Below are 22,141 nucleotides of genomic sequence, written 5' to 3' on the forward strand. Positions count from 1 at the left end.
AAAACGGATGAAATAACAAAAGGACCAATATTCTCAATCATACTGAGAAATATTGGTCCTTCAAGTTATAAAAAAGGCCTGATGATCTAACTGTAAACTCTTCTTAGTTTGACATTTTCGACCGGACGGATGATCAGCGGTACTTTTTCGATTTTCACCGAACTGCTATCCAGACCAAACCATTTGTCTTCCGGTGTCGTGAAGTCTTTCACGAAGAAATAGGCTTTCATGATCATTTGCTCAATGAAAGGCAGGTCGTTTTCGAAGGAAAGGAAACGCTCCAAAACAACGAAACGGAAGTCACCGGTAACATTTTGGCGGCTGAGCGATTCATAACGGCTGGTGATATCCACTTCTTTGTTCATCACCATATCTTCCACAACTTTCCGGAAGAAAAGGTTGATCCGTTGCTCGACCCGGAAACCAAGTTTGAAATTAACTTTAATAACCGTTTCGTCGTCGTCGATCGTGTTCACCTTGTATTCCATTGTGTACGGATCATCGGTGGTGTCGACGTGGATAAACCAGTAAATATCAGCACGTTTGGGGCGCTTCTGGAAGATCGAATAAATCACTTTGGTTTCAATTTCCGAAACACGCGACGCGTTGGTCATGAAAACTAGGTGTGTGGTATATTTTGGAATACTGATGTCGCGACTTAACTCACGCAGGGCCGGAAGATAGGATTCCAGCTTTGTGTACTCCGTTAAACGTAACTTAATGTAAAATGCTCTTAACCAAACGGTCATCAAACCGGCAACCAATACGCCCACCAGAATTGTGAACCAGCCGCCGTGTGTGAATTTCAATAAGTTGGCACCAAGGAAAAGACCTTCAATGAACAAGTAAAGCAGCATGAAACCGATCACGATCCAGAGATTTACCCGTTTTAAGTAGAGGTAATAGGAGAAAAGAATCGTTGTCATGACCATCGTCATCGTGATGGCCAGACCATATGCGGCTTCCATGTTGGAAGATTCTTTAAAATAAAATACAACGACCATACAGCCCAGCCACAAAAGCCAGTTGACGCTCGGCACATATAACTGTCCTTTTTGATCACTTGGATAAACAAGACGAACTTTCGGCCAGAAATTCAGACGAATGGCTTCGGATATTAACGTGAAAGATCCTGAAATTAAAGCCTGGCTGGCTATGATAGCGGCTGATGTGGCGATCGTGATACCAGGAAGCAACCACCAGTCGGGCATTACTTCGTAGAATGGTTTACGTTCGTCAAGCAAATTACCAACCTCTGAAAGCAGCCATGCACCTTGTCCGAAATAATTCAGAACGAGACATATTTTAACAAAAATCCAGCTGATCCGTATGTTTGCGCGGCCGCAGTGTCCAAGATCCGTATAAAGTGCTTCTGCCCCCGTGGTACAAAGAAAAACGGCGCCAAGCATCCAGAATCCGCCCGGATGTTTTGTAAGCAGATCGTAACCGTAGATCGGGTTTAAGGCTTTGAAAATCCCGGGATGATCCAAAATCTGATATAGTCCCAAAACGCCCAGCATTGAAAACCAGGTGATCATGATTGGCCCGAATGCACGTCCCACGATTTTAGTCCCGAAGGCCTGAATCATGAAAATAAGCGTAAGGATCGCGATTACGATGGGGATAGTCTGGATGTTCGGGTAAAGAATGCGGAGTCCTTCAACGGCAGATGAAACTGAAATAGGCGGTGTGATAATACCATCAGCGAGCAATGTACTTCCCCCGATAATAGCCGGAACAGTAAGCCAGCGGGCGTGTTTACGAACAAGTGCGTAGAGTGCAAAAATCCCTCCTTCACCCCGGTTATCTGCACGAAGAATCAGGATTACATATTTTACAGTGGTTTGCAGGGTCAGTGTCCAGACTATACAAGAAAGTGCACCGTAAATTATTTCTTCTGTGATTACTTCTTTGCCGATAATGGCTTGCATTACATAAAGCGGAGATGTACCTATGTCACCATAAATAATTCCGAATGCAATAAGAATACCGGCAGCAGAAATTTTGTCAAAATTGTGTTTGGATTCCATTCATTTCGTTTCTTAAAATCGGCGAAAGTTAGGAAACCGCAGGCAAAGTAGATACTTGTAAGCCGAAATTTAATTTAACCCAAGTTACGTATACTTAAAAAAGTGTCCGGAAAAGGAGGTAACCGTTTAATAATATGATAATTAGCGTTATAACCCAGCTAAGGATTGTCATGCTTCTTGAATTTACAAAATTCCCCATAATGGAGCGGTTTGCCGTAAAAAGCACCAAAGGCACTACTGCAAAACTCAATTGAAGGGAGAGGATGACCTGGCTGAAAACCAGCAATTCGGCCATACCTTTTTCACCGTAAAATGAGGTTACGATCAGTGCCGGAACGATAGCAATTCCTCGTGTGATCAGTCGCCGCAGCCATGGTTTTAGACGAATATTTAAAAATCCTTCCATAACGATCTGCCCGGCGAGTGTTCCTGTCAGTGTGGAGCTCTGTCCGGACGCCAATAAGGCCAGTGCAAAGAAAATTCCGGCCAGGCTAACCCCTAAAACCGGGTCAAGCAGGTGGTAGGCGTCGGTGATATCTGCGACTTCTTTGTGGCCATTTTGATGGAAGGCCGCAGCTGCAAGAATTAAAATGGAGGCATTGATAAAAAAGGCAAGTCCGAGCGACAGGGTAGAGTCAATGGTTGCGAACTTGATCGCGCTTCTTTTCCCTGTTTCGTCACGTTTGAAATTCCGGGTCTGGACGATACTTGAATGCAGGTATAAGTTATGAGGCATCACGGTGGCGCCAAGGATACCGATAGCGATGTAAAGCATTCCGGGATTGGTGACGATTTCTGTTTTTGGCAAAAGTCCTGTTAAAATACCCGGAAGTGATGGCTGCGAAACGATCATTTCGTATAGGAAACTTAACAAAATGATGCTCATCAGTGCCGCCACGATACTTTCAATAATCCGGAAACCTTTTTGCTGAAAATATAAAACGAGCAGTACATCCAGTGAAGTAAAGACAATTCCGACGGTCAAAGGCAGACCGAATAATAAATTTAACGCAATGGCCGACCCGATCACTTCGGCAAGGTCTGTCGCTGCGATGGCAATTTCTGACAGCACCCACAATACCATTGAAACGGGGCGGGAGTAGTAATCACGACAGGCCTGTGCAAGATCGCGCCCGGAGGCAATACCCAGTTTCAGCGCCAGGTGCTGCAATAACATGGCAAACAAATTGGAGATCAGAATAACGGTCAGCAATGTGTAGCCAAAACGGGAACCCCCCTCAATATCAGTAGCCCAGTTGCCCGGATCGATGTATCCGACGGCAACCATGAGTCCCGGGCCAGTGAAAGCCATTAACTTTTTCCAAAAACCAGCACCTTCCGGCACTTCGATTGAAGAATGTACTTCCGATAATGAAGCAAGCTTATTGGAGTCGTCCGTGATATTTTTAAGCAATGAATCCTTGGCTATTAAATTGTCAAACATTTTTCGAATGTCTAAAATAAACAATTTGGTTTATTGAAAACAAAGATATGTAAAACTTTAAATCTATTTTTAGGTTAATCTAAATTTTTTTAAATACGATTAGTAAATTGTACTTTTGCTGAAATATTGAGGTTTTGGGATAAACATACGATGCAGAACTCCTTCACAGAAGAAAATTATTTGAAAATTATTCACGCTCTTTCAGGGCGTGAAGGGCTAGAGGTGAGTACAAACGCATTGGCGGAAAGTACTTCAACCCGCGCTGCGTCCGTTACGGATATGCTGCGCAAGCTCGCAGAGAAAGGATTGATACATTACAAGAAGTATCAGGGTGTAAGACTTACGGAAGCTGGTGAGAAAGTTGCCATCAATGTAATCCGTAAACACCGGTTATGGGAAGTGTTTTTGGTTGAGAAACTGGGTTTCGGCTGGGATGAGGTACATGACATTGCAGAAGAACTTGAACATATCCCGTCGGATCATCTGGTGGAAAGACTCGATGCATTTCTGGGACATCCGCGGTTTGACCCGCACGGAGACCCCATCCCTGATGCAAAAGGGAACCTTACCGAGCCGGATTATTTCATATTGACCGAAGCTCAGATTGGTGAAAAAGTGCGGATGATGGGTGTGCTTGACCACGCGCCCTCGTTTCTTCAGCATTTGGACAGAGCCGGCATAACACTTGGCTGTTTGATAGAAATAACAGAAATTAACGAATATGATAAGTCAGCGTCTGTACAGATTAATGAAAACCATACGTTGTTTATAAGTCTTGAGGTTTCCAAAAATTTATTAGTACAACGCCGATGAGACTTACCCAGCCATGAGATTGAAAATATTGGATCGTTATCTGATCAAGAATTTCCTGATTACTTATTTCTTCGTTGCCTTTGTGATCGTACTGATCATTTGTATGATCGACTATACAGAAAAGGTGGATGATTTTCTTGAAAAGAAAGCGCCTATCAACGAAATCCTGGTTGACTATTATCTTAACCTGATACCGTACTGGATCAATTATATCAGTCCGCTGATGGTATTTATTGCCACGGTTTTCTTCACGTCGAGGATCGCTGCCCGAACTGAAATCGTGGCCATGCTGAGCAGTGGGATGAGTTTCAGCAGAATTTTACTGCCTTATCTGGTCGGTGCTACCGTACTCGGCTGCATTACTTTTCTTCAGGTTGGCTGGATACTTCCAAAAGCGAATAAAATCCGGAATACCTTCGAAAAAGCTTATGTGAAAAATGAATTTACTTTCAGCGGGCGAGACGTGCATATCACCATTGCACCGGATGTGTACGCCTATCTGGAAAGTTATAATAATGCGACAAAAACCGGGAATAAGTTCACGATGGAAACCATCAAAGGCAACAAGCTTTTGCAGAAACTTTCAGCGGATAAGATCGTCTGGCAGCCTAAAAAGCAGAAATGGACACTTCAGAATATCCAGGTAAGGACCATCGACAGTCTGCGTGAATCCATCAGTTATCCCAAAGATATTGATACTACGATCAATTTATATCCGAAGGATTTTGAAAGTAATTACAATTTGTATGAGACCTTCACGCTGCCCGAATTGAATGCGTATATCGATCTTTTGAAAAGCCGGGGAGCGGATGGACTTGAAGTTTATCTGATTGAAAAATATGTACGTTTTACCCAGCCTTTTGCGATTCTGATCCTTACGGCCATAGGGGTAATCGTTTCGGGGCGTAAAAGCAGGCGCGGAGTGGGCTGGCAGATTGCCCTCGGTTTCATGCTTGCCTTCGTTTACATCCTGTTTTTCCTCTTGTCGAAAGGAGTGGCGGAAGCTGGAACGGTAAGCACGCTGTTTGCGGTTTGGCTGCCTAATATGGTGTTTGCAAGCATTGGGGTTTTACTTTACAAAACACTGCCTCGGTGATGGTTTTACTGGAAACGATGTAAAGCTAAAAAGTGGAAGAATTTTTCAAAAACAGCCGAAAACTACTTAATTAACTTATTACTACTATTTTTGTCGCGTCAACAAACCACACAACATGAATCCATCTCGTCTGCTTTTAGTAGTACCATGTTACAATGAGGAAGCGATTTTGAATCTTACCTATTCGACGCTCAAAACCTACTACGCTGGTATTAAAGAACGGGGACTTATTGCTGCGGACAGCAAAATCTGTTTTGTCAATGACGGAAGCCGGGATAAAACCTGGGATATCATTGAAGACTTATGCCAACAGGACGACACGATCATCGGTGTCAAACTTTCAAGAAATTTTGGCCACCAGAGTGCTATCATGGCCGGTCTTGAAAAACATATAGATAACTTTGACTGCTTTATTACCATTGATGCCGATTTGCAGGACGATATCAATGCGATCACTTCCATGATCGAAAAACATCAGGAAGGTGCTATGGTGGTGTACGGTGTGCGCGGTGACAGAAGTTCTGACAGTTGGTTCAAACGGTTTTCGGCAGAAGGATTTTATGTTTTAATGCAGAAAATGGGCGTTCCGGTTGTATTCAATCACGCAGATTTCCGTTTGATGGACCGCCGGGTTCTTCAGGAACTGGGCAATTTCAAGGAGATCAATATGTTTCTGCGTGGCATTGTTCCGTTGGTAGGTTTCAGAAATGATAAGGTTGTTTACAACCGTCTGGAACGTGTAGCCGGCGAAACCAAATATCCGTTAAGTAAAATGTTGCTCTTTGCGTGGAACGGGATTACATCCTTTTCTACCTTTCCGATGCGGCTTGTGCTTTATTTTGGCTTTTTCAATTTTATGGTCGCGATGGTGATCGTGGCTTATATCTTTTTATCATTTTTAATCGGGCATACTGTTCCGGGCTGGACGTCAACCATGCTGCCTCTTACCTTTTTCAGCGGTTCCAATATGATGGCCCTGGGTTTGATAGGAGAGTATATTGGCAAAATTTACGAAGAAGTAAAGGGCCGTCCACGTTACATTATTGAAAAAACAGTTAATGAATAGATTTTATAAGAAATACAGAACCGTTGGTAACTACATCAACACGCTGCTTTTACTGAGCGTGCTTTTGCCTTTGCTGGCACTTTCCTATTTCAATCATCCTTCTCCCGCCGACGACTACTGTTATATCGATACGGTGTTCAAATACAGCTGGCTGGAAGCGATGAATTTTTATTACTCAGGATGGACCGGACGGTATTTCGGTATCTTCCTGAACCACTCGAATCCGCTGTTATTTCATTCTATTACCGGGTTTAAAGTAATACCGGTGGTTTTGTTTACCGGCCTGCTGTTTGCACTGTATAACCTGTTCAGGCATTTAACGCCAACACTGTCACGCATTGCCCATCTGGGTTTTGCAGGGGTGATTTTCTTCCTGTATATCCTGAAAATGGCCAGTATCGTGGAAGGGTTTTATTGGATGGCTTCGTTTGTTACCTACACAGTTCCCAATATTTTCACGCTTTTGTGGGTGGCTGTGGTTTTGGATTGGTACCGTCAGGATACCAAAAAACCGCTGCTTGCCATACTGGCAAATTTCTTTGTTTTTGCGATCATCGGAAGCAGTGAAACCAACCTGCTGATTATCCTTTTACTCATTGCAGCACTTTGGTTTTACAAGTTGGTATTTCATAAAAAAATCGACGGTTTAATGGTCAGTTTGCTGATCGTAGCGGCGGTATCCAGTTATATCTTTTTTACCGCTCCCGGAAATCAGGCACGTCTGGATGGAAATCCTTTAAGCAGAAATATTGTTTTTTCTGTGGTTTCTTCGTTTAAAAAACTGGCTTTGCTGAGCTTCGACTGGACTTTTAAAACGCCTTTACTGATTTTCTCTCTGGCATGGGTTATCGTGCTTTCCAAGATATCTGTCGGAGCGCGGAAATATTTTTCAATGCCCGTATGGTTTGCGGTGCTACTTTACATCGGGGTATTATCTGCGCAAATATTCCCGTCGTATTACGGTATTGGCATTGAGCCTTCTGCACGTGCTTTAAATTGTGTTTATCTGTTTTTCCTGATTGGCTGGTTTTATGTGGTTGGTGTAATATTTCACTATTTACACCAACGCTACACAGGACAGTTTCCCCTATCGTTTCTGCGTTATGGCGTATTGTATTCCCTGTTGGTTATTTCTATTGCGTTTTCGTTTTTCCGGAGCAGCAATGTGAAAATGATTTACACCGACTTATTGAAAGGAAAAGCTGCCGCATTCAGTAGAGAAACGGAGGAGCGTTATGCGTTAATCCAGAACTCAAAAGATCCGATCGTTTATTTGCCGCCTATCAGGACAAGGCCTTTATCCCTGTATTTCGACGATATCACGGTCAACCGCGATCATTGGTGGAATAAATGCATGGCGGGTTATTTTGGTAAAGAGGCTATCATTATGGTTGATAAACATGAATAGCCTGGAAAAAAACATACCGCTTCCTGTTCGATTTTTCCTTGGGTTATTGCCACTGGTTGTGATCGTCGTATTTTACTATTTCTGTGTAAAATACAGCATCAATATTCCCTGGTTCGATGACGTCGAAAATATTCCTTATTTCCTGATCAACTGGATCGAAGCGCCTTCGCTGATAGAAAAATGGCAGACCATCATTTTTCCGAACAACGAACACAGGGTTCTGGCAGCGCGTCTGATTGTTTTGGGACAATATTTTTTAACGAATAAGCTTAATTTCCGTGATCTTGCTTTTTGCGGAAACCTGAGCGTTCTCGTTTTGTTTGGCTTGATCGCTTACAGTTATCTGCGTCAGGGCGGCAAATGGGTGCTCGTTGTGCCAATCGCCTTCTTTATATTCAATTTTCAGTCTTACGCCGGTACTTTCATGACCATCATGTCTTTGCAGTACCAAATGGTGATTTTGTTATCCGTTGCGAGTTTGTATTTCCTTGCCAAACAAAGAGCATTTCCGTTGTTTCTGGCGTTATTGCTGGCTTATATTGACACGTTCAGCATGGGTAACGGGATGATGGTCTGGCCTTCGGGACTTGTACTTTTGCTGTTTCAGGTGCGTTGGCGTGATGCTGTTTTGTGGACAATTTCTGGTGCGGCTGCTATTTATCTTTATTTCCATGGATTTGATTTTGTACAGGGCAATGACAAGGCTTTCGACTATATCCTGCAATATCCATTCCGTACTTTCATTGCATTTTTCACGATGCTTGGAGGAGATTTTGACATCATTGCCAATGCTGCATTTGCCAAACGAATGATCATCCCGACACTGGCCGGACTTGGGTTATTTGTGATTTTTGTGATCTGGCTTGTCGGTATCTTATCCACGTCGCCTTTCTGGGGGAAATGGATTCCGGATCCGCTTGCAAAAAGATTTAAAGAGTTGCCGAAAGTACAACAGGATAACAGCCGCTGGAACGCGTTCTGGCTTGGTACGTTGGTCTATGTGTTGATCAGTATGATCCTCGTTGTCGTTTTCAGAACCCGATTTGACGCGCATATTATCCTTTGGAGTACTTATAAAATGTACCCTGCGGTGATGACTTCCGTAATTTACATTATCGTAATGCAGACATTCACCGGCCGAAACCAGCTTTTGACTTTTGCATTATTGCTGTTTGTTTCCATCGGTGTGTGGGCTTCGACCTTTATTAACTATTTGCCGATCGTCGAAGAAACCGGTGTGACCCGTACGGCTTTTGCTTTTAACCAGAAAAGAAACGGTGTTGGTTTGGGTGCTACTAAAAACAGTGCCTTTGAAACCATGCTGGCAACGACCTTATTAAAGGTGGACAAAATGGGTATTTATTCTTTGCCCAAGCCGCTTATTCACAAAGATGAGGATAAAATTTCACTGGCGGATTCGACGGGATTGCCGACGGCCAAGGTTGTTTTGAATGAGTTGTCGCCGGATGTTCTGAACATCGGTCATGATTTTCAAACGGTTTCTGGTGAAAGGAATTATGCCATCCTGGAATCGGAAAATAACCTGTATCTGTTTTCATTTCCATTAAATAATACGGGAGCGATTTGTCCAAAGGGCACGATCAGAGCCGGAGAATATAAAGTTGGTGTCTGGAATGTATCAAAAAATGGTACCAAAGTTTTGCAGACCGGCCAGAAAGTAATTATTCAATAACACTATGCGCGTTCGTTACTGATGCTTTTTAATTCAATACAGTTTCTTGTCTTTTTTATAGTGGTTACGCTGGCATATTTTTGCCTGTCGTGGCGTGGACGATGGATGCTGCTGCTGGCGGCGAGCTGCTACTTTTACATGGTTTTCAAACCGGTTTTTATCTTAATCCTGTTTGCGACCATCGTTATCGACTATTATGCGGGGATCTGGATATCCCAGACGAAAGATCAGAAACAGAAAAAGCTCCTGCTGATCGTCAGTCTTATTTCGAATATCGGTATTCTCTGCTTCTTCAAATATTACGATTTTCTTGAAAACTCCTTTAACCATTTACTCGGAAGTATTGGGTTGCGCCCAATGATCCCGCATCTGGAAAGGGTTATTCCGCAGCCTGTGCTTGCCTGGATGGTGAACAACGCAGGTCACATTTTGTTACCGATCGGTTTGTCATTCCATACATTTCAAGCCATGAGTTATACCATCGAGGTCTATCGTGGAAACCAGGCGCCTGAGCGAAATTTTGGTATTTATGCGCTTTATGTGATGTTTTACCCACAGCTGGTAGCCGGTCCGATCGAGCGCCCGCAGAATATGCTTTACCAGTTTCATTCCTATTTTAAGTATGACTTTGAAAACGTAAAGTCGGGACTGATGCAGATGGCATTTGGTTTCTTTAAAAAAATCGTGATTGCCGACCGCCTTTCTCAGGTTGTGGATCATGCCTATCTGGCTCCTGCGGATCACAATGGGTTAACTTTGCTTACTGCCACGGTCTTTTATTCTTTTCAGATCTATTGCGATTTTTCGGGCTATTCCGACATAGCCATTGGCGCGGCGCGTGTGATGGGTTTTACCTTAATGGATAACTTCCGGTCTCCGTATGAGTCAAAATCGGTCGCTGAATTCTGGGGACGCTGGCATATCTCGTTATCTACCTGGTTTCGTGATTATCTGTATATCCCATTGGGCGGTAATCGCAATGGAGAATTCAACAAATATCGCAACCAGTTTATCGTATTTCTTGTGAGTGGTTTATGGCATGGTGCGAGCTGGCATTTTGTTGTTTGGGGCGCTCTTCATGGGACGTACCAGGTGACCGCCTCGTTACGTGATAAATGGTTGAAAAAGGCAGGGTTTTCGTGGCCGGATAATGCCTTTGTCAAAGCAGGAGGCGTTGTCGTAACCTTCATTTTGGTAGGATTGGCATGGATATTTTTCAGAAATTCCATTGGGAACTCAATGGTTATTTTAAGTAAAATTGTAACCCTTTCTTTAAGCGACCGGATCGAAACGCCGTTTAACCTGGTCGAAATGTGGTTTTGCGTTTTTCTTATTTTGTTCCTTTTGGTTAAAGAACATTATTGTCAGAATATCCCGACGAAAAACACTGTGGTATTTTTCCTGCTTTTCATCACACTTTCCTTCCTGGTTTATTTTCTGGGCGTGGTTACGTCAAATCAGTTTATTTACTTCCAGTTCTAGTTCCGGACTGGTGTACGATGTCAGATTTTCAATAGACCATTTGAAAATACAGATTTTCCATATCCTGATTTCTGCCAACCTGACAGGGAAATCGGTGAGTATCATTTTTTAGATAAGATTTTACAAAATTATCCATAACGTCGCACCGCGACAGATTTATATATGTACGAAGTTACAGCTGACAACCGACTAAGAAGATTGATTATCGTGGGAGATCGTGTTTTGATAAAACCGAAAAGTCCTACGGACCGTACGACCACCGGCCTATATTTGCCGCCGACCATCACCGAAAAGGAACAGGTGCAAAGCGGTTATGTCATCAAAGTGGGACCGGGTTATCCAATTCCTTCTGCGTCGGAGGATGAGTCTTGGAAAGAAACGGAGGAGAAGTTGAAATATATGCCATTACAGGCCAAGGAAGGGGATATTGCGATTTATCTTCAGAGAAACGCAATTGATCTGGAATATGATGGCGAAAAATACGTCATCGTTCCACAGGGCTCTATTCTGATGTTGGACAGGTCGGAAGATTTGTTCGAATAATAATGTCGCCCTGCTGAAATAAACCTTACTTTTAAGGACGGTTATAGTATTCATTAAAAACAGACTATTTTATGAAGTATAAGTTTTTAGGAAATACGGGTGTCCTGGTTTCGGAACTTTGTTTTGGCACGATGACATTCGGTGGAGATGGATATTGGGAGGCGATTGGAAAGCTTCAGCAGGAAGATGGTAATGCTTTAATCAAGACAGCTTTTGATAGCGGAATTAATTTCTTTGATACCGCAAACGTCTATTCTTACGGGAAATCTGAGGAAATACTCGGAAAAGCTTTTAAGGATTTGGGGATCAGCAGGAGCGAGGTCGTTGTTGCCACCAAGGCAAGAGGCAGAATGGCTCCGGGCGCGAACCAGATCGGTTTATCAAGGCTGCACATCATGGACTCGGTTGAGGACAGTTTGCGCAGGCTGGGTACCGATCATATTGATTTATTTTATATTCACGGCGTGGATGCCTACACGTCGCTTGAAGAAACGATGCGGGGTCTGGAAGATATCGTTCGTTCCGGTAAAGTACGTTACCTGGGTGTGAGCAACCACGCGGCTTGGCAGATCATGAAGGCGAACGGGATTGCCGAAAAAAACGGATGGACCAAATTTGTGGCTTGCCAGCATTATTATTCCATCGCCGGCCGTGAGCTCGAACGCGAGTTGATTCCGATGATGGAAGATCAAAACCTTGCTTTAATGCCATGGAGCCCGTTGGCGGGTGGTTTTCTTTCGGGGAAATACACAAGAAATAATAAAACCTCCGGTGATAACCGTCGCGATAGTTTCGACTTTCCCCCGATCGACAAGGAAAAGGCATACGATATTATTGAGGTGATTCAGCCGATTGCTGAGGCACATGGTGTATCAGTCGCCCAGATCGCGCTGGCCTGGGTATTGAACCAAAAAAGTGTTACGAGTCTGATCATCGGCGCTAAAAAACCGGAACAGCTGAAAGAAAATATCGCTGCAACAACCATTTCATTGTCTCAATCTGATCTCGCTCAGTTGTACGAAGTCAGTTTGTTAAACACGGAATACCCGCAATGGATGTTTGAGCGGCAGGGCAGGGACAGAATCCCGCAATAGCCGCGTTATAGATATTACAAATTGAAATAGAAAAGCAGCTGGACTCTGGCTGCTTTTCTATTTTTATTAACTTAAAATATACATATGATTTACCTCTTCTGGTCTTTGCTGAATTTGGGAATGCTTGTCTGGTTCCTGCTGATTGTGTTCAGCGTATTGAAATTGATTTTGAAAAACCTCGGAATGCTTTCTACGGTCATATTTATCGTTGGCATTTTGTCTTTTATGCGAAGTGCTGTTATCAATAATCAAAGTCAGGGGAGTCAATTGAAGATGAATGAGGTGGTTGGTACGGAGAATCTGGAAAAATCACTCTCCTATAATCTGAACCTGATGTATGTTTATAACAGGGATTCTCTTACGAATGCGCAATTGTCTGGAAAGGTGTTGAAATCAGGAACGGTGATTGGGCATGAATGGGCGCCCGGGCGCACCGACACCTATTTAACTAACGGTGTGATCCACTATGATGTATCCGGTGACCATCAATGGAAATTGCTCGGATTGGTCCTGTACAACCAGCCAAAACGCTTTCAGGGGACAATAAAGATCAAATAATTCACTGTGCACGGATTTCGTCACGGAACAGAGTACCTTTGTCATATGTCAAATCAGGAAAATTTAGAGACCACCCTTTCAGGGCTGGGAATTGCTGCGTTAAATGAGATGCAGTTGCAAGCAAATACTGCGATTCAGGAAAATTCAGAAATACTGTTGTTATCGCCAACGGGTTCGGGTAAAACGCTGGCATTTTTGCTGCCGCTTTTATCTATTTTACAAAAGGATGTTGCGGACGTTCAGTGCATCGTGATTGTACCGACTAGGGAGCTGGCTTTGCAAATTGAGCAGGTTTGGCGGAAAATGTCAACGGGTTTTAAAGTGACCTGTTGTTATGGCGGCCACGATATGCAGACGGAAATCAGAAGCCTGAGTGAGGCGCCTGCACTTTTGATCGGAACACCGGGCCGGCTTATGGATCATATTTTCCGTAAAACTTTTACAACCAGAAAGATTAACACGCTGATTCTTGACGAATTTGACAAGTCCTTAGAGCTTGGTTTTCAGGATGAAATGGCGGAGATTATGGGCAATCTCCGTGCGTTGAAAAAAACAATCCTTGTCTCGGCTACGGCAGGGACAAAAGTACCGGCATTTACAAGGGTGAAAAATCCGGTAGAACTGGATTTTATTGAAAACAAGAAGCAAAATAGTGGCCTGACAGTGAAAATGGTTTTGTCGGAAAAAAAGGACAAAACCGAGAAACTTGTTCAGTTACTCAGCTTTCTGGGTCCGGAATCAACCTTGATTTTCTGCAATCAACGGGAATCTGTCGAAAGATTAAGCAGTATTTTAAAAGAGGAGGGTATCGACTGTGCTTACTTTCACGGTAAGCTTGAACAGGAAGATCGGGAGCGTACTTTAATTCGTTTTCGGAATGGATCTGTTTTGTATCTGGCGGCAACGGATTTAGCAGCGCGCGGTCTGGATATTCCTGATATGAAGCATGTTATTCATTTTGAACTTCCGATGAAAGGTGACGAATTTACACACCGCAACGGTCGTACAGCACGAATGTTATCCGAAGGGACGGCTTATATTTTGTTGAATTCCGATGAAAGTTTACCAAATTATATAGAAAGAAAACCTCCGGTTCTTGATCTGCCCGGCAAGTTGACTTTACCTGCTCCATCCGAATGGACAACCATTTATATCAGCGGCGGGAAAAAGAACAAATTGAACAAAATGGATATTGTCGGTTTCTTGTTGCAAAAGGGGAAGCTTGAAAAACAGGATCTTGGATTGATCGAGGTTAAAGACAATATCTCCTTTGCCGCCGTCAGAAAGAATAAGGTGAAAGCCATGCTCAGCCTGATTTCGGAAGAAAAAATGAAAGGTAAAAAGTTCAAGATTGAGGTAGCACGGTAGAAAAAAGTTTAACTTATTGTTGAAAGCGGATGGCCTGTCAGGGTTATCCGCTTTTTTATTGTAAGCAGAAAAATATTTGGCTGTTTTCTTGTCTTTCTAATTTCAAATCTATTTACTTTGTAACTCAAAGTACTTTTAAAATATTGAAATTATGATCAAAATTCGTACTTGTCTCCTCTGGTTTGCGATGACAGCCGCTCACACTTATTTGTTTTATGAAAACGAAACCGGCGTTAACGCGCTCGTATTTTCTTTGTTAATGGTTGCCGTTGTAACATGGTATCATGGCCTGTTAAAGGAAAAATTCTGGTTGTTGGCAGCAACCGGGCATTTGATCATTGCGATCGGAACGGCATTACATGCGAGATGGAGCGATGTTTTCGTTTATAATATTTCATTCGTAATCCTTGCCGGATTCGTGTTTGCAACCCGGAGCAGTTTGTGGGTAGCTTTTGTTAACGGGATAATCGGTAGTTTTTTGTTCAGCTTTTTACAGGCCATAATGAGTGGATTAAAATTTGCGCAGGAAATGCTGTTAAAACCGCATCACTCGCTTTTTTCATTCAAAAAAATGCCTCTGTATGTCGCCCCGGTTTCTGTCACCGTTATTTTTTATATGTTATACGGTGCATCAAATCCTGATTTTCTCCTGGAAATTTCCTTTCCTGAATGGGAGTTTAACTTCGGATTGATTGCCTACATGGGTTTTGGAGCTATTATTATTTGCCCGCTATTTTTTTCATATGGCATTGACAAATTAACAGAATGGGATGTAAAACAGCCTGACGTTCTTTCCAGAATTCGTGTGAAAAGACAATCAGGAACACCATTAGGGCTTTTTTATGAAAATAAACAGGCAGTCATTATGTTCATCATGCTCAATGCCCTGATCATCCTGTTTCTGGCTTTCAACGTTATACAGATCTTTGTGCCAACGCTGAATCATTCTGCTGCTGATTTTTCACAACAGGTACATCAGGGATTTGAGACTTTGGTAATCAGTTTGGTCGTCGCCATTTTATTGATTATGTACTATTTCCGGGCAAACCAGAATTTCTATGGGAGAAAGGAAAAGTTAGTCAGACTGGCGTCACTCTGGATTGCACTGAATGGTATATTAATCCTCTTCACCTGTTATAAAAATATCCTGTATATTGACTCATTTGGTTTAACCTATAAGCGGATCTGGGTATTTATTGGGATGTTGCTGACCGGAATTGGCCTTTATCTTACCTTGCTTAAAATTTACCGGTTAAAGACAAACTGGTATTTGTTACGGCAAAATACATGGGTGCTTTATTTTGTTATCGGGTCATACGGTTTGGTCGACTGGGACCGGCTCATAACCTGGTATAATCCTAATTATGCCAATAACCTGGATATGGAGTACATTATGAGTCTTGATAATAGTCAGCTACCTTATTTGTGTGAACTTCTGGCAGCCAACGATCCGAGGGTTATGCCGTACGAAAAACATATCATGTCCAAAATCAGGAGCGTGAAAATATCCACAAAATGGCAGGAAGGAGCTGGGATGATATGTGGCTTCAAAAGGAGCTTGCGATAAAATAAGCGCTGAACGCGTGTCAGATTTATCATTTTTTAAATCTGACACGTTCTTTGTTTCGCAAAATATCTGGTAGTTTTTTGTAATTTCGATTATACTAAAGACCATTAGCCATTTTATGAAGAAAGTATTCCTGCTGTTTATTTCCTGTGCTTTGGCCAACTTTGCGAATGCACAGCGCTCGGTTTCGGTAACCATTGACGACGTTCCGAACACCAGGCTTTACCAGCTGCAAAATTTTTCATCCCCGTTGCAGCAAAAATTAGATTCTCTTCAAATCCCGGTTGCCATTTTTATCAATGAGGGTAATCTGGAACAGACAACAGCACTAGAAAAGAACAGGAATCTGCTCAAAAGCTGGTTGTCTAAAAGTTACGTGACCGCGGGAAATCATGGATTTGCCCATAAGAATTATGCGGAGGTCGGGTTGGAAGCCTTTAAAGAAGATGTTATTAAAGGTGAGGTGCTGACGAAATCGTTTCTGAAAGAATTTAATAAGGAGTCGAGATATTTCAGATTTCCGTACAATGGAGCCGGGAATGATAGTCTGGAACAACTAACTGCGCAGAAATTTCTAAAGGAGAAAAATTATATCTCAACACCATTCACGGTCGAAAGTGAAGATTGGCTGCATGCCATTTTGTACGACAAAGCGCTGGCTGAAAATGATCGCAAAAGAGCGGAATGGATTGGTGATCAGTATGTTAATCTTACCCTGAAATTGTTTTCACATTTCGATAGTCTTTCCGTTTCAATCTACAATAGACCGATCCGGCAGATTTATCTCTGTCATGACAACAGCCTGAATGCAGATTATCTGCCACGGATTGTTGACGAGCTGAAGAATAAAAATTACGAATTTGTGAGCCTGGATAATGCCCTGCTGGATCCGGTTTACCAGTCACAGCTGTATTATTACGGAAAAGCAGGCTTTTCCTGGATTTACAAATGGATGCCGGATGTGGCGGCGCGGAGAAAATTAATGAGAAGCGAACCGTCGAATCCTGAAATTCAGAAAGCTTTTGAAGATTTGAATAAACAGAAATAGTAAGGCACAAAAAAAGCCCGTTACTCGGTAACAGGCTTTCCAAATGATATTATGATTAAAATTAGATAACTTTTACGTTAACTGCATTTAGACCTTTTTTGCCATTTTCTACTTCGTAAGACACTTTGTCATTTTCACGGATATCGTCCTGAAGACCTGAAACGTGAACGAAAATGTCTTGGTCTCCATTAGATGGAGAAATGAAACCAAATCCTTTGGAATCATTGAAAAATTTAACTGTACCTTCTGCCATTAGTATTGTTCTTATATATTTTGAAGACCAAAGATACGAACGTCTTCCGGATATACAAGAGAAAAGAATTTTTTTATTTAGAAAAAGTAAAAATTAATTATTGCCGATAGAAGTAGTAGAGTATTTAAAATGGCCCTCAGTTTACCTCTGGTGTACTTTTGTGTTTTAATATAGGGAGTGAATTTTTTTTGCAATGAGCAAACATTTACATCGTTAATTTGTTTTCCTGTTAAGTTATCCGCGCAAATGCATGCCTGTAAATAGAAATTTTGCCCACATTCCTCCTTTTTGGCTTCCTAATGGCCATTTGCAAACGATATATCCGGCGTTATTTAGGGTTATAAAAGATGTAAAGTATACGAGGGAGCGAATTTTTACACCTGATAATGATTTCCTGGATCTGGATTGGTCTCCCGCTGATAAAAAAGCCAACGACCCCGTGGGTAAAAATAAGCTGGTCATTCTTTCTCACGGACTTGAAGGAGACAGCTCCCGGCAATATATTTTAGGGATGGTTCGGGTGCTTAATGTTGCAGGTTATGACTGCCTGGCCTGGAACTTCCGCAGCTGCAGTGGAGAAATGAACAAGACTTCCCGGTTTTATCATAGCGGCGCAACAGAGGATCTGGCAGCGGTGATCCAGCATGCCATTCAAAAGGGATATGATAAAATCCAGCTGATGGGGTTTAGTCTGGGTGGAAATCTGACGCTTAAATATCTGGGTGAACAAGGTCAGGAAATTAGCACCAATATCGAGAAATCCGTTGTTTTTAGCGTTCCCATGGATTTGAAAGCGTGCAGTCTGGCCATTATCAAGCTGGAAAACCGGGTTTATCAGTCGCGGTTTCTAAGAACGCTTAAACCCAAGGTTGACAAAAAAGCGCAGCATTTTCCGGGTGATATCAATCCTGCCGACTTTAAGTTTGTCAATACCCTATACGATTTTGACCACATTTTTACAGCGCCGCTTCATGGCTTCACAAGTGCCGACCACTATTATGAATCATGCAGTTCGATGCATTTTGTGAAAAATATTGCCATCCCGACTTTGATCGTCAATGCAGTGAATGATCCGATTGTACCGTCGTATAGCTTGCCTGAGGGCATTATTGCCGATCTGGACCATGTGTTTTTAGAAATTACCGGCTCCGGAGGGCATTGCGGTTTCAGGCCATCTGAGTCTTCCGGAGGAATTTATTGGTCGGAGTCACGCGCTTTGGAATTTCTTGGGCACAAATAGTTGTTACAGATTTGGTTGTAGATCCATATATATTATGACAAGGAAATATTATTTTTTTGTGATCCTTTTCAAGTAAATTTCATCCATATTTAACCCGAAAAGCGGATTTTTTCCTTTTTTATAGATCATAAAAAATATTAAAAAGCGTCAGATGCACATTTTTTTAGGGTCATAGAAAACAGATTCGTAATTTTGTGGAAAAATTGGGAATTCAACCAAAAATATACCGTTCGAACGTTTACATTTTAATTTGATACTTTTTCAGTTATCTCCCGCTTCATGCCGACATTAACACTCAATCCCCCGCACATCATCATTGATTTTGACAGCACCTTTACTAAAGTAGAAGGTCTGGACGAGTTGGCTGCTATTGCCTTGACAGGACATCCTCAACGTGAAAAAATTGTTCAGGAGATTGTTGACCTGACAAACAAGGGAATGAATGGCGAGATGTCTTTTGCAGAAGGACTTCGTCAGCGTATTGATCTTTTGAAAGCTAACCGTGCCAACATTGAGGAATTGATTTCTCTTTTACGTACAAAAGTTTCTGACTCGTTCCTGCGTAACAGGCAATTCCTGACTGAAAATGCGGACTATATATTTATTGTTTCCAGCGGTTTTAAAGAATTCATTGTTCCGATCGTAACGGAATTGGGCCTTAGAGCTGATCATGTTTATGCCAACGAATTCCGTTTTGATGAGGAAGGGAATATCATCGGTATTGACCAGGACAATGTTTTGTCGACCGACGGAGGGAAAATCAAATTGCTGGCATCGCTGAAACTGGAAGGCGATGTATACGCAATTGGTGACGGATATACTGATTATCAGATTAAGGAAGCAGGTTTTGCGAACCGCTTTTACGCATTTACAGAAAATGTTGAGCGTCCTAAGGTTGTAGCCGTGGCGGACCATATTGCTACGTCTTTTGACGACTTTTTATATGACAATAAATTAAGCAGAAGTCAGTCTTATCCAAAAAGCAGAATTAAAGTGCTTTTGCTGGAAAATGTTCACCCGGTTGCCTTGCGTGCTTTTGAAGAGCAAGGTTTCAATGTGGAGTTCGTGAAAGGCGCGCTGGATGAAGATGAGCTTTGCGAACGCATCAAGGATGTTTCTATCATTGGTATCCGTTCTAAAACCAATATCACCAAACGTGTTCTTGAAAATGCAAACCGCTTGATGGCGATTGGTGCATTCTGTATCGGAACAAACCAGATTGACCTGGAAGCGGCTGCTGAACGCGGTATCGCGGTATTTAACGCGCCATATAGCAATACGCGCTCTGTTGTTGAGCTTGCGATTGGTGAAATGATCGTGTTGATCCGTAATATCGTGACGAAAAGCAACCAGATGCATGCCGGTGTTTGGGATAAATCTGCAAACGGAAGTTTTGAAGTACGTGGCAAAAAGCTGGGTATGGTAGGGTACGGAAGCATCGGTACACAGCTTTCTGTTGTAGCGGAGGCTTTGGGTATGGAAGTGTATTTCTATGATGGGATCGAAAAACTTTCCTTGGGAAATGCACGGAAAGTAAATACGCTGGAAGAACTTCTGAGCATTTCTGATGTGATCAGCATGCACGTGGATGGGCGTAAAGAAAATACAAACCTGATCGGAAAACGTGAGTTTGATCTGATGAAGGATGGGGTTATTTTCATGAACCTTTCCCGCGGTCACGTAGTGGATATTGAGGCACTGGCAGACGCTGTGAAAAGCGGAAAAGTTGCCGGAGCGAGTGTGGATGTATTCCCGAAAGAGCCCAAAACGAACGACGAGGTTTTTGAAAGTGCATTACGCGGTTTGCCGAATGTGATTCTGACACCGCATATCGGAGGAAGCACGGAAGAAGCGCAGGAAAATATCGGACACTTTGTGCCTTCCAAATTGCTTGAATTCATGAACAACGGTAGTTCTTACGGAAGTGTTAATTTCCCTGAGGTGCAGCTGCCGAAACTTAAAGATTCTCACCGGTTGCTGCATATTCATGCAAACGTTCCGGGGGTTCTTGCGAAGCTGAACAATATTTTTGCGAAGAACAATATCAACATCACCGGCCAGTATCTTAAAACAAACGAAAAGATCGGTTATGTGATCGTGGATATTGCTAAAAATTATACTGAAGAATTTATTCAGGAACTGAAAGAAGTAGAAGGTACGATTCGTTTCAGAATGTTGTACTAATAAGTATAGCCAAGGAGCGTCGGGAGTTGTCATTTTTAGTCATTCATTGTCATGTATAGCCGGTTGGCGACAGTTGACAATAACAGACTAAAAATGACAAACCCTGGCAATCATTGACTACAAATGATAAGTCTTGACAACCAATGACTCCCACTTTCTAGCATCATAAAAATGTCACTAACTTTTTTTACCCCTGGTCCCGCACAGCTTTATCCGACATTTGAAAAACATTTACAAACTTTCGTAAGCGGGCAGCTTGGTTCAATATCACACCGTAGCCAGCAATATCGTGATTTGCATAAGTTTACGGTTGATCAGGTACGTACACTTTTAAATGTTCCGGATTCGCACGCCATTCTTTTTCTTGGATCGGCTTCGGAAGCCTGGGAACGTATTTTATTTAGCTGTGTGGAATTAGAAAGTTTCCATTTGGTGAATGGCTCTTTTTCCAAAAAATTTCATGATTACTCACAGGCACTGTGCAAGTATGCGCACATTCAGGAAAAACCGATGGGCGAAGGTTTCAGCGCATCGGAGGTTGTCGTTCCTGAATATGCCGAATTGATTTGTGCAACGCATAATGAGACGAGTTCAGGCGTGCAAATGCCCGTTTCTGAAATTCATAAATTGAAACAGAAGTATCCGGACAAGTTTATCGCCGTGGATATTGTTTCATCAGCGCCTTATCCTGAGCTGGATTTTAGTCTGATCGATACCGCGTTTTTCTCGGTTCAGAAAGCCTTCGGTTTACCGGCTGGTTTGGGTGTCTGGATTGTCAACGAAAAATGCCTTAAGAAAGCAGAATACATCCGCAATCAATATTCGATCGGCGGACATAATGATTTACCGACGCTTTGGAAAAATGCCCAAAACAACGAGACACCTGCCACACCGAACGTGATGGGGATTTATTTGTTGGGCAAAGTAGCCGAAGATTTCAATAAGATCGGTGTGAAAACGATCCGCAAGGAAACCGAACAAAAGGCAGATCTGATCTATAAATTTATAGAAAACACCAGCGGTTTCGCACCTTTTGTGAACGAAAAGAAATACCGTTCGCAGACCGTTGTTGTGGCGAATACCGAAGCACCCTCTGCGGATATCATTAAAGCCGTGAAAGAAAAAGGTATGGTTATCGGAAGTGGTTATGGCAAATTTAAAGCGTCTCAGCTGCGCATTGCTAACTTCCCGGCAACTTCTCTGGAACAGGTGCAGGCTTTGCTGCATGAGCTGAAAGCGTTGTAAAAATACCGT

At 42.5% G+C, this 22,141-nt stretch carries 18 protein-coding genes; 15 read left to right on the forward strand and 3 right to left on the reverse strand.

Annotation, left to right across the window (positions count from 1 at the left end):
- Positions 1-86: 86 nt before the first annotated feature.
- Both M1L62_RS28110 and M1L62_RS28115 read right to left on the reverse strand, forming a co-directional pair.
- A complete protein-coding gene (locus M1L62_RS28110) occupies positions 87-2,030 on the reverse strand; it encodes a KUP/HAK/KT family potassium transporter (RefSeq protein WP_254562969.1) in 1,944 nt (647 codons plus the stop codon).
- A 94-nt stretch (positions 2,031-2,124) separates the two neighbouring features.
- Positions 2,125-3,474, reverse strand: coding sequence for an Nramp family divalent metal transporter (locus tag M1L62_RS28115; protein ID WP_254562970.1), 1,350 nt, complete (start codon positions 3,472-3,474; stop codon positions 2,125-2,127).
- Positions 3,475-3,624: 150 nt separating this feature from the next.
- Here M1L62_RS28115 and M1L62_RS28120 point away from each other — a divergent pair, with 150 nt between their 5' ends.
- The 12 genes from M1L62_RS28120 (at position 3,625) to M1L62_RS28175 (ending at position 17,210) form a co-directional block, all read left to right on the forward strand.
- On the forward strand, positions 3,625-4,287 hold the full coding sequence (locus tag M1L62_RS28120) for a metal-dependent transcriptional regulator (protein ID WP_254562971.1): 663 nt from the start codon (positions 3,625-3,627) through the stop codon (positions 4,285-4,287).
- Positions 4,288-4,306: 19 nt separating this feature from the next.
- Positions 4,307-5,383: an LptF/LptG family permease gene (locus tag M1L62_RS28125; RefSeq protein ID WP_254563021.1), complete on the forward strand. Its 1,077-nt coding sequence runs from the start codon at positions 4,307-4,309 to the stop codon at positions 5,381-5,383.
- Positions 5,384-5,498: 115 nt separating this feature from the next.
- On the forward strand, positions 5,499-6,449 hold the full coding sequence (locus M1L62_RS28130) for a glycosyltransferase family 2 protein (RefSeq protein ID WP_254562972.1): 951 nt from the start codon (positions 5,499-5,501) through the stop codon (positions 6,447-6,449).
- Positions 6,442-7,857 (forward strand): DUF6056 family protein, encoded by a 1,416-nt coding sequence (locus M1L62_RS28135; RefSeq protein WP_254562973.1) that lies wholly within the window; start codon positions 6,442-6,444, stop codon positions 7,855-7,857. Before M1L62_RS28130 ends, M1L62_RS28135 begins: the two co-directional genes overlap by 8 nt.
- Positions 7,850-9,550, forward strand: a complete 1,701-nt coding sequence (locus tag M1L62_RS28140) for a hypothetical protein (RefSeq protein WP_254562974.1) — start codon at positions 7,850-7,852, stop codon at positions 9,548-9,550. The genes M1L62_RS28135 and M1L62_RS28140 overlap by 8 nt, the downstream gene beginning before the upstream one ends.
- Before the next feature lie 21 nt (positions 9,551-9,571).
- Positions 9,572-11,032 carry an MBOAT family O-acyltransferase gene (locus tag M1L62_RS28145; protein WP_254562975.1) on the forward strand — a complete coding sequence of 487 codons (1,461 nt, stop codon included), beginning with the start codon at positions 9,572-9,574 and terminating at the stop codon, positions 11,030-11,032.
- 162 nt (positions 11,033-11,194) lie between these two features.
- Complete coding sequence (locus M1L62_RS28150; protein WP_254562976.1) at positions 11,195-11,575, forward strand: co-chaperone GroES; 381 nt, start codon at positions 11,195-11,197, stop codon at positions 11,573-11,575.
- Between the two features lie 71 nt (positions 11,576-11,646).
- A complete protein-coding gene (locus M1L62_RS28155; RefSeq protein WP_254562977.1) occupies positions 11,647-12,669 on the forward strand; it encodes an aldo/keto reductase in 1,023 nt (340 codons plus the stop codon).
- Positions 12,670-12,753: 84 nt separating this feature from the next.
- Positions 12,754-13,227 (forward strand): hypothetical protein, encoded by a 474-nt coding sequence (locus M1L62_RS28160; protein ID WP_254562978.1) that lies wholly within the window; start codon positions 12,754-12,756, stop codon positions 13,225-13,227.
- A gap of 45 nt (positions 13,228-13,272) precedes the next feature.
- Positions 13,273-14,595, forward strand: coding sequence for a DEAD/DEAH box helicase (locus M1L62_RS28165; protein ID WP_254562979.1), 1,323 nt, complete (start codon positions 13,273-13,275; stop codon positions 14,593-14,595).
- Between the two features lie 151 nt (positions 14,596-14,746).
- The gene (locus M1L62_RS28170) at positions 14,747-16,162 is read left to right on the forward strand and encodes a DUF4153 domain-containing protein (RefSeq protein WP_254562980.1); all 1,416 of its coding nucleotides are present in this window, start codon (positions 14,747-14,749) and stop codon (positions 16,160-16,162) included.
- 118 nt (positions 16,163-16,280) lie between these two features.
- Entirely contained in the window at positions 16,281-17,210 is a 930-nt protein-coding gene (locus M1L62_RS28175) for a polysaccharide deacetylase family protein (RefSeq protein ID WP_254562981.1), read from the forward strand.
- A gap of 61 nt (positions 17,211-17,271) precedes the next feature.
- Here the strand turns inward: M1L62_RS28175 and M1L62_RS28180 are convergent, their stop codons facing one another.
- Positions 17,272-17,463 (reverse strand): cold-shock protein, encoded by a 192-nt coding sequence (locus M1L62_RS28180; protein WP_090339609.1) that lies wholly within the window; start codon positions 17,461-17,463, stop codon positions 17,272-17,274.
- A 250-nt stretch (positions 17,464-17,713) separates the two neighbouring features.
- Here M1L62_RS28180 and M1L62_RS28185 point away from each other — a divergent pair, with 250 nt between their 5' ends.
- From M1L62_RS28185 to M1L62_RS28195, 3 genes are all read left to right on the forward strand, one after another.
- A complete protein-coding gene (locus M1L62_RS28185) occupies positions 17,714-18,703 on the forward strand; it encodes a YheT family hydrolase (protein WP_254562982.1) in 990 nt (329 codons plus the stop codon).
- A gap of 279 nt (positions 18,704-18,982) precedes the next feature.
- Positions 18,983-20,887 carry a phosphoglycerate dehydrogenase gene (serA, locus tag M1L62_RS28190; RefSeq protein ID WP_254562983.1) on the forward strand — a complete coding sequence of 635 codons (1,905 nt, stop codon included), beginning with the start codon at positions 18,983-18,985 and terminating at the stop codon, positions 20,885-20,887.
- A gap of 171 nt (positions 20,888-21,058) precedes the next feature.
- Entirely contained in the window at positions 21,059-22,132 is a 1,074-nt protein-coding gene (locus M1L62_RS28195; protein WP_254562984.1) for an aminotransferase class V-fold PLP-dependent enzyme, read from the forward strand.
- Positions 22,133-22,141 lie beyond the last annotated feature (9 nt).

The organism is Dyadobacter diqingensis, from assembly GCF_024220585.1.
Classification (GTDB): Bacteria; Bacteroidota; Bacteroidia; order Cytophagales; family Spirosomataceae; genus Dyadobacter; species Dyadobacter diqingensis.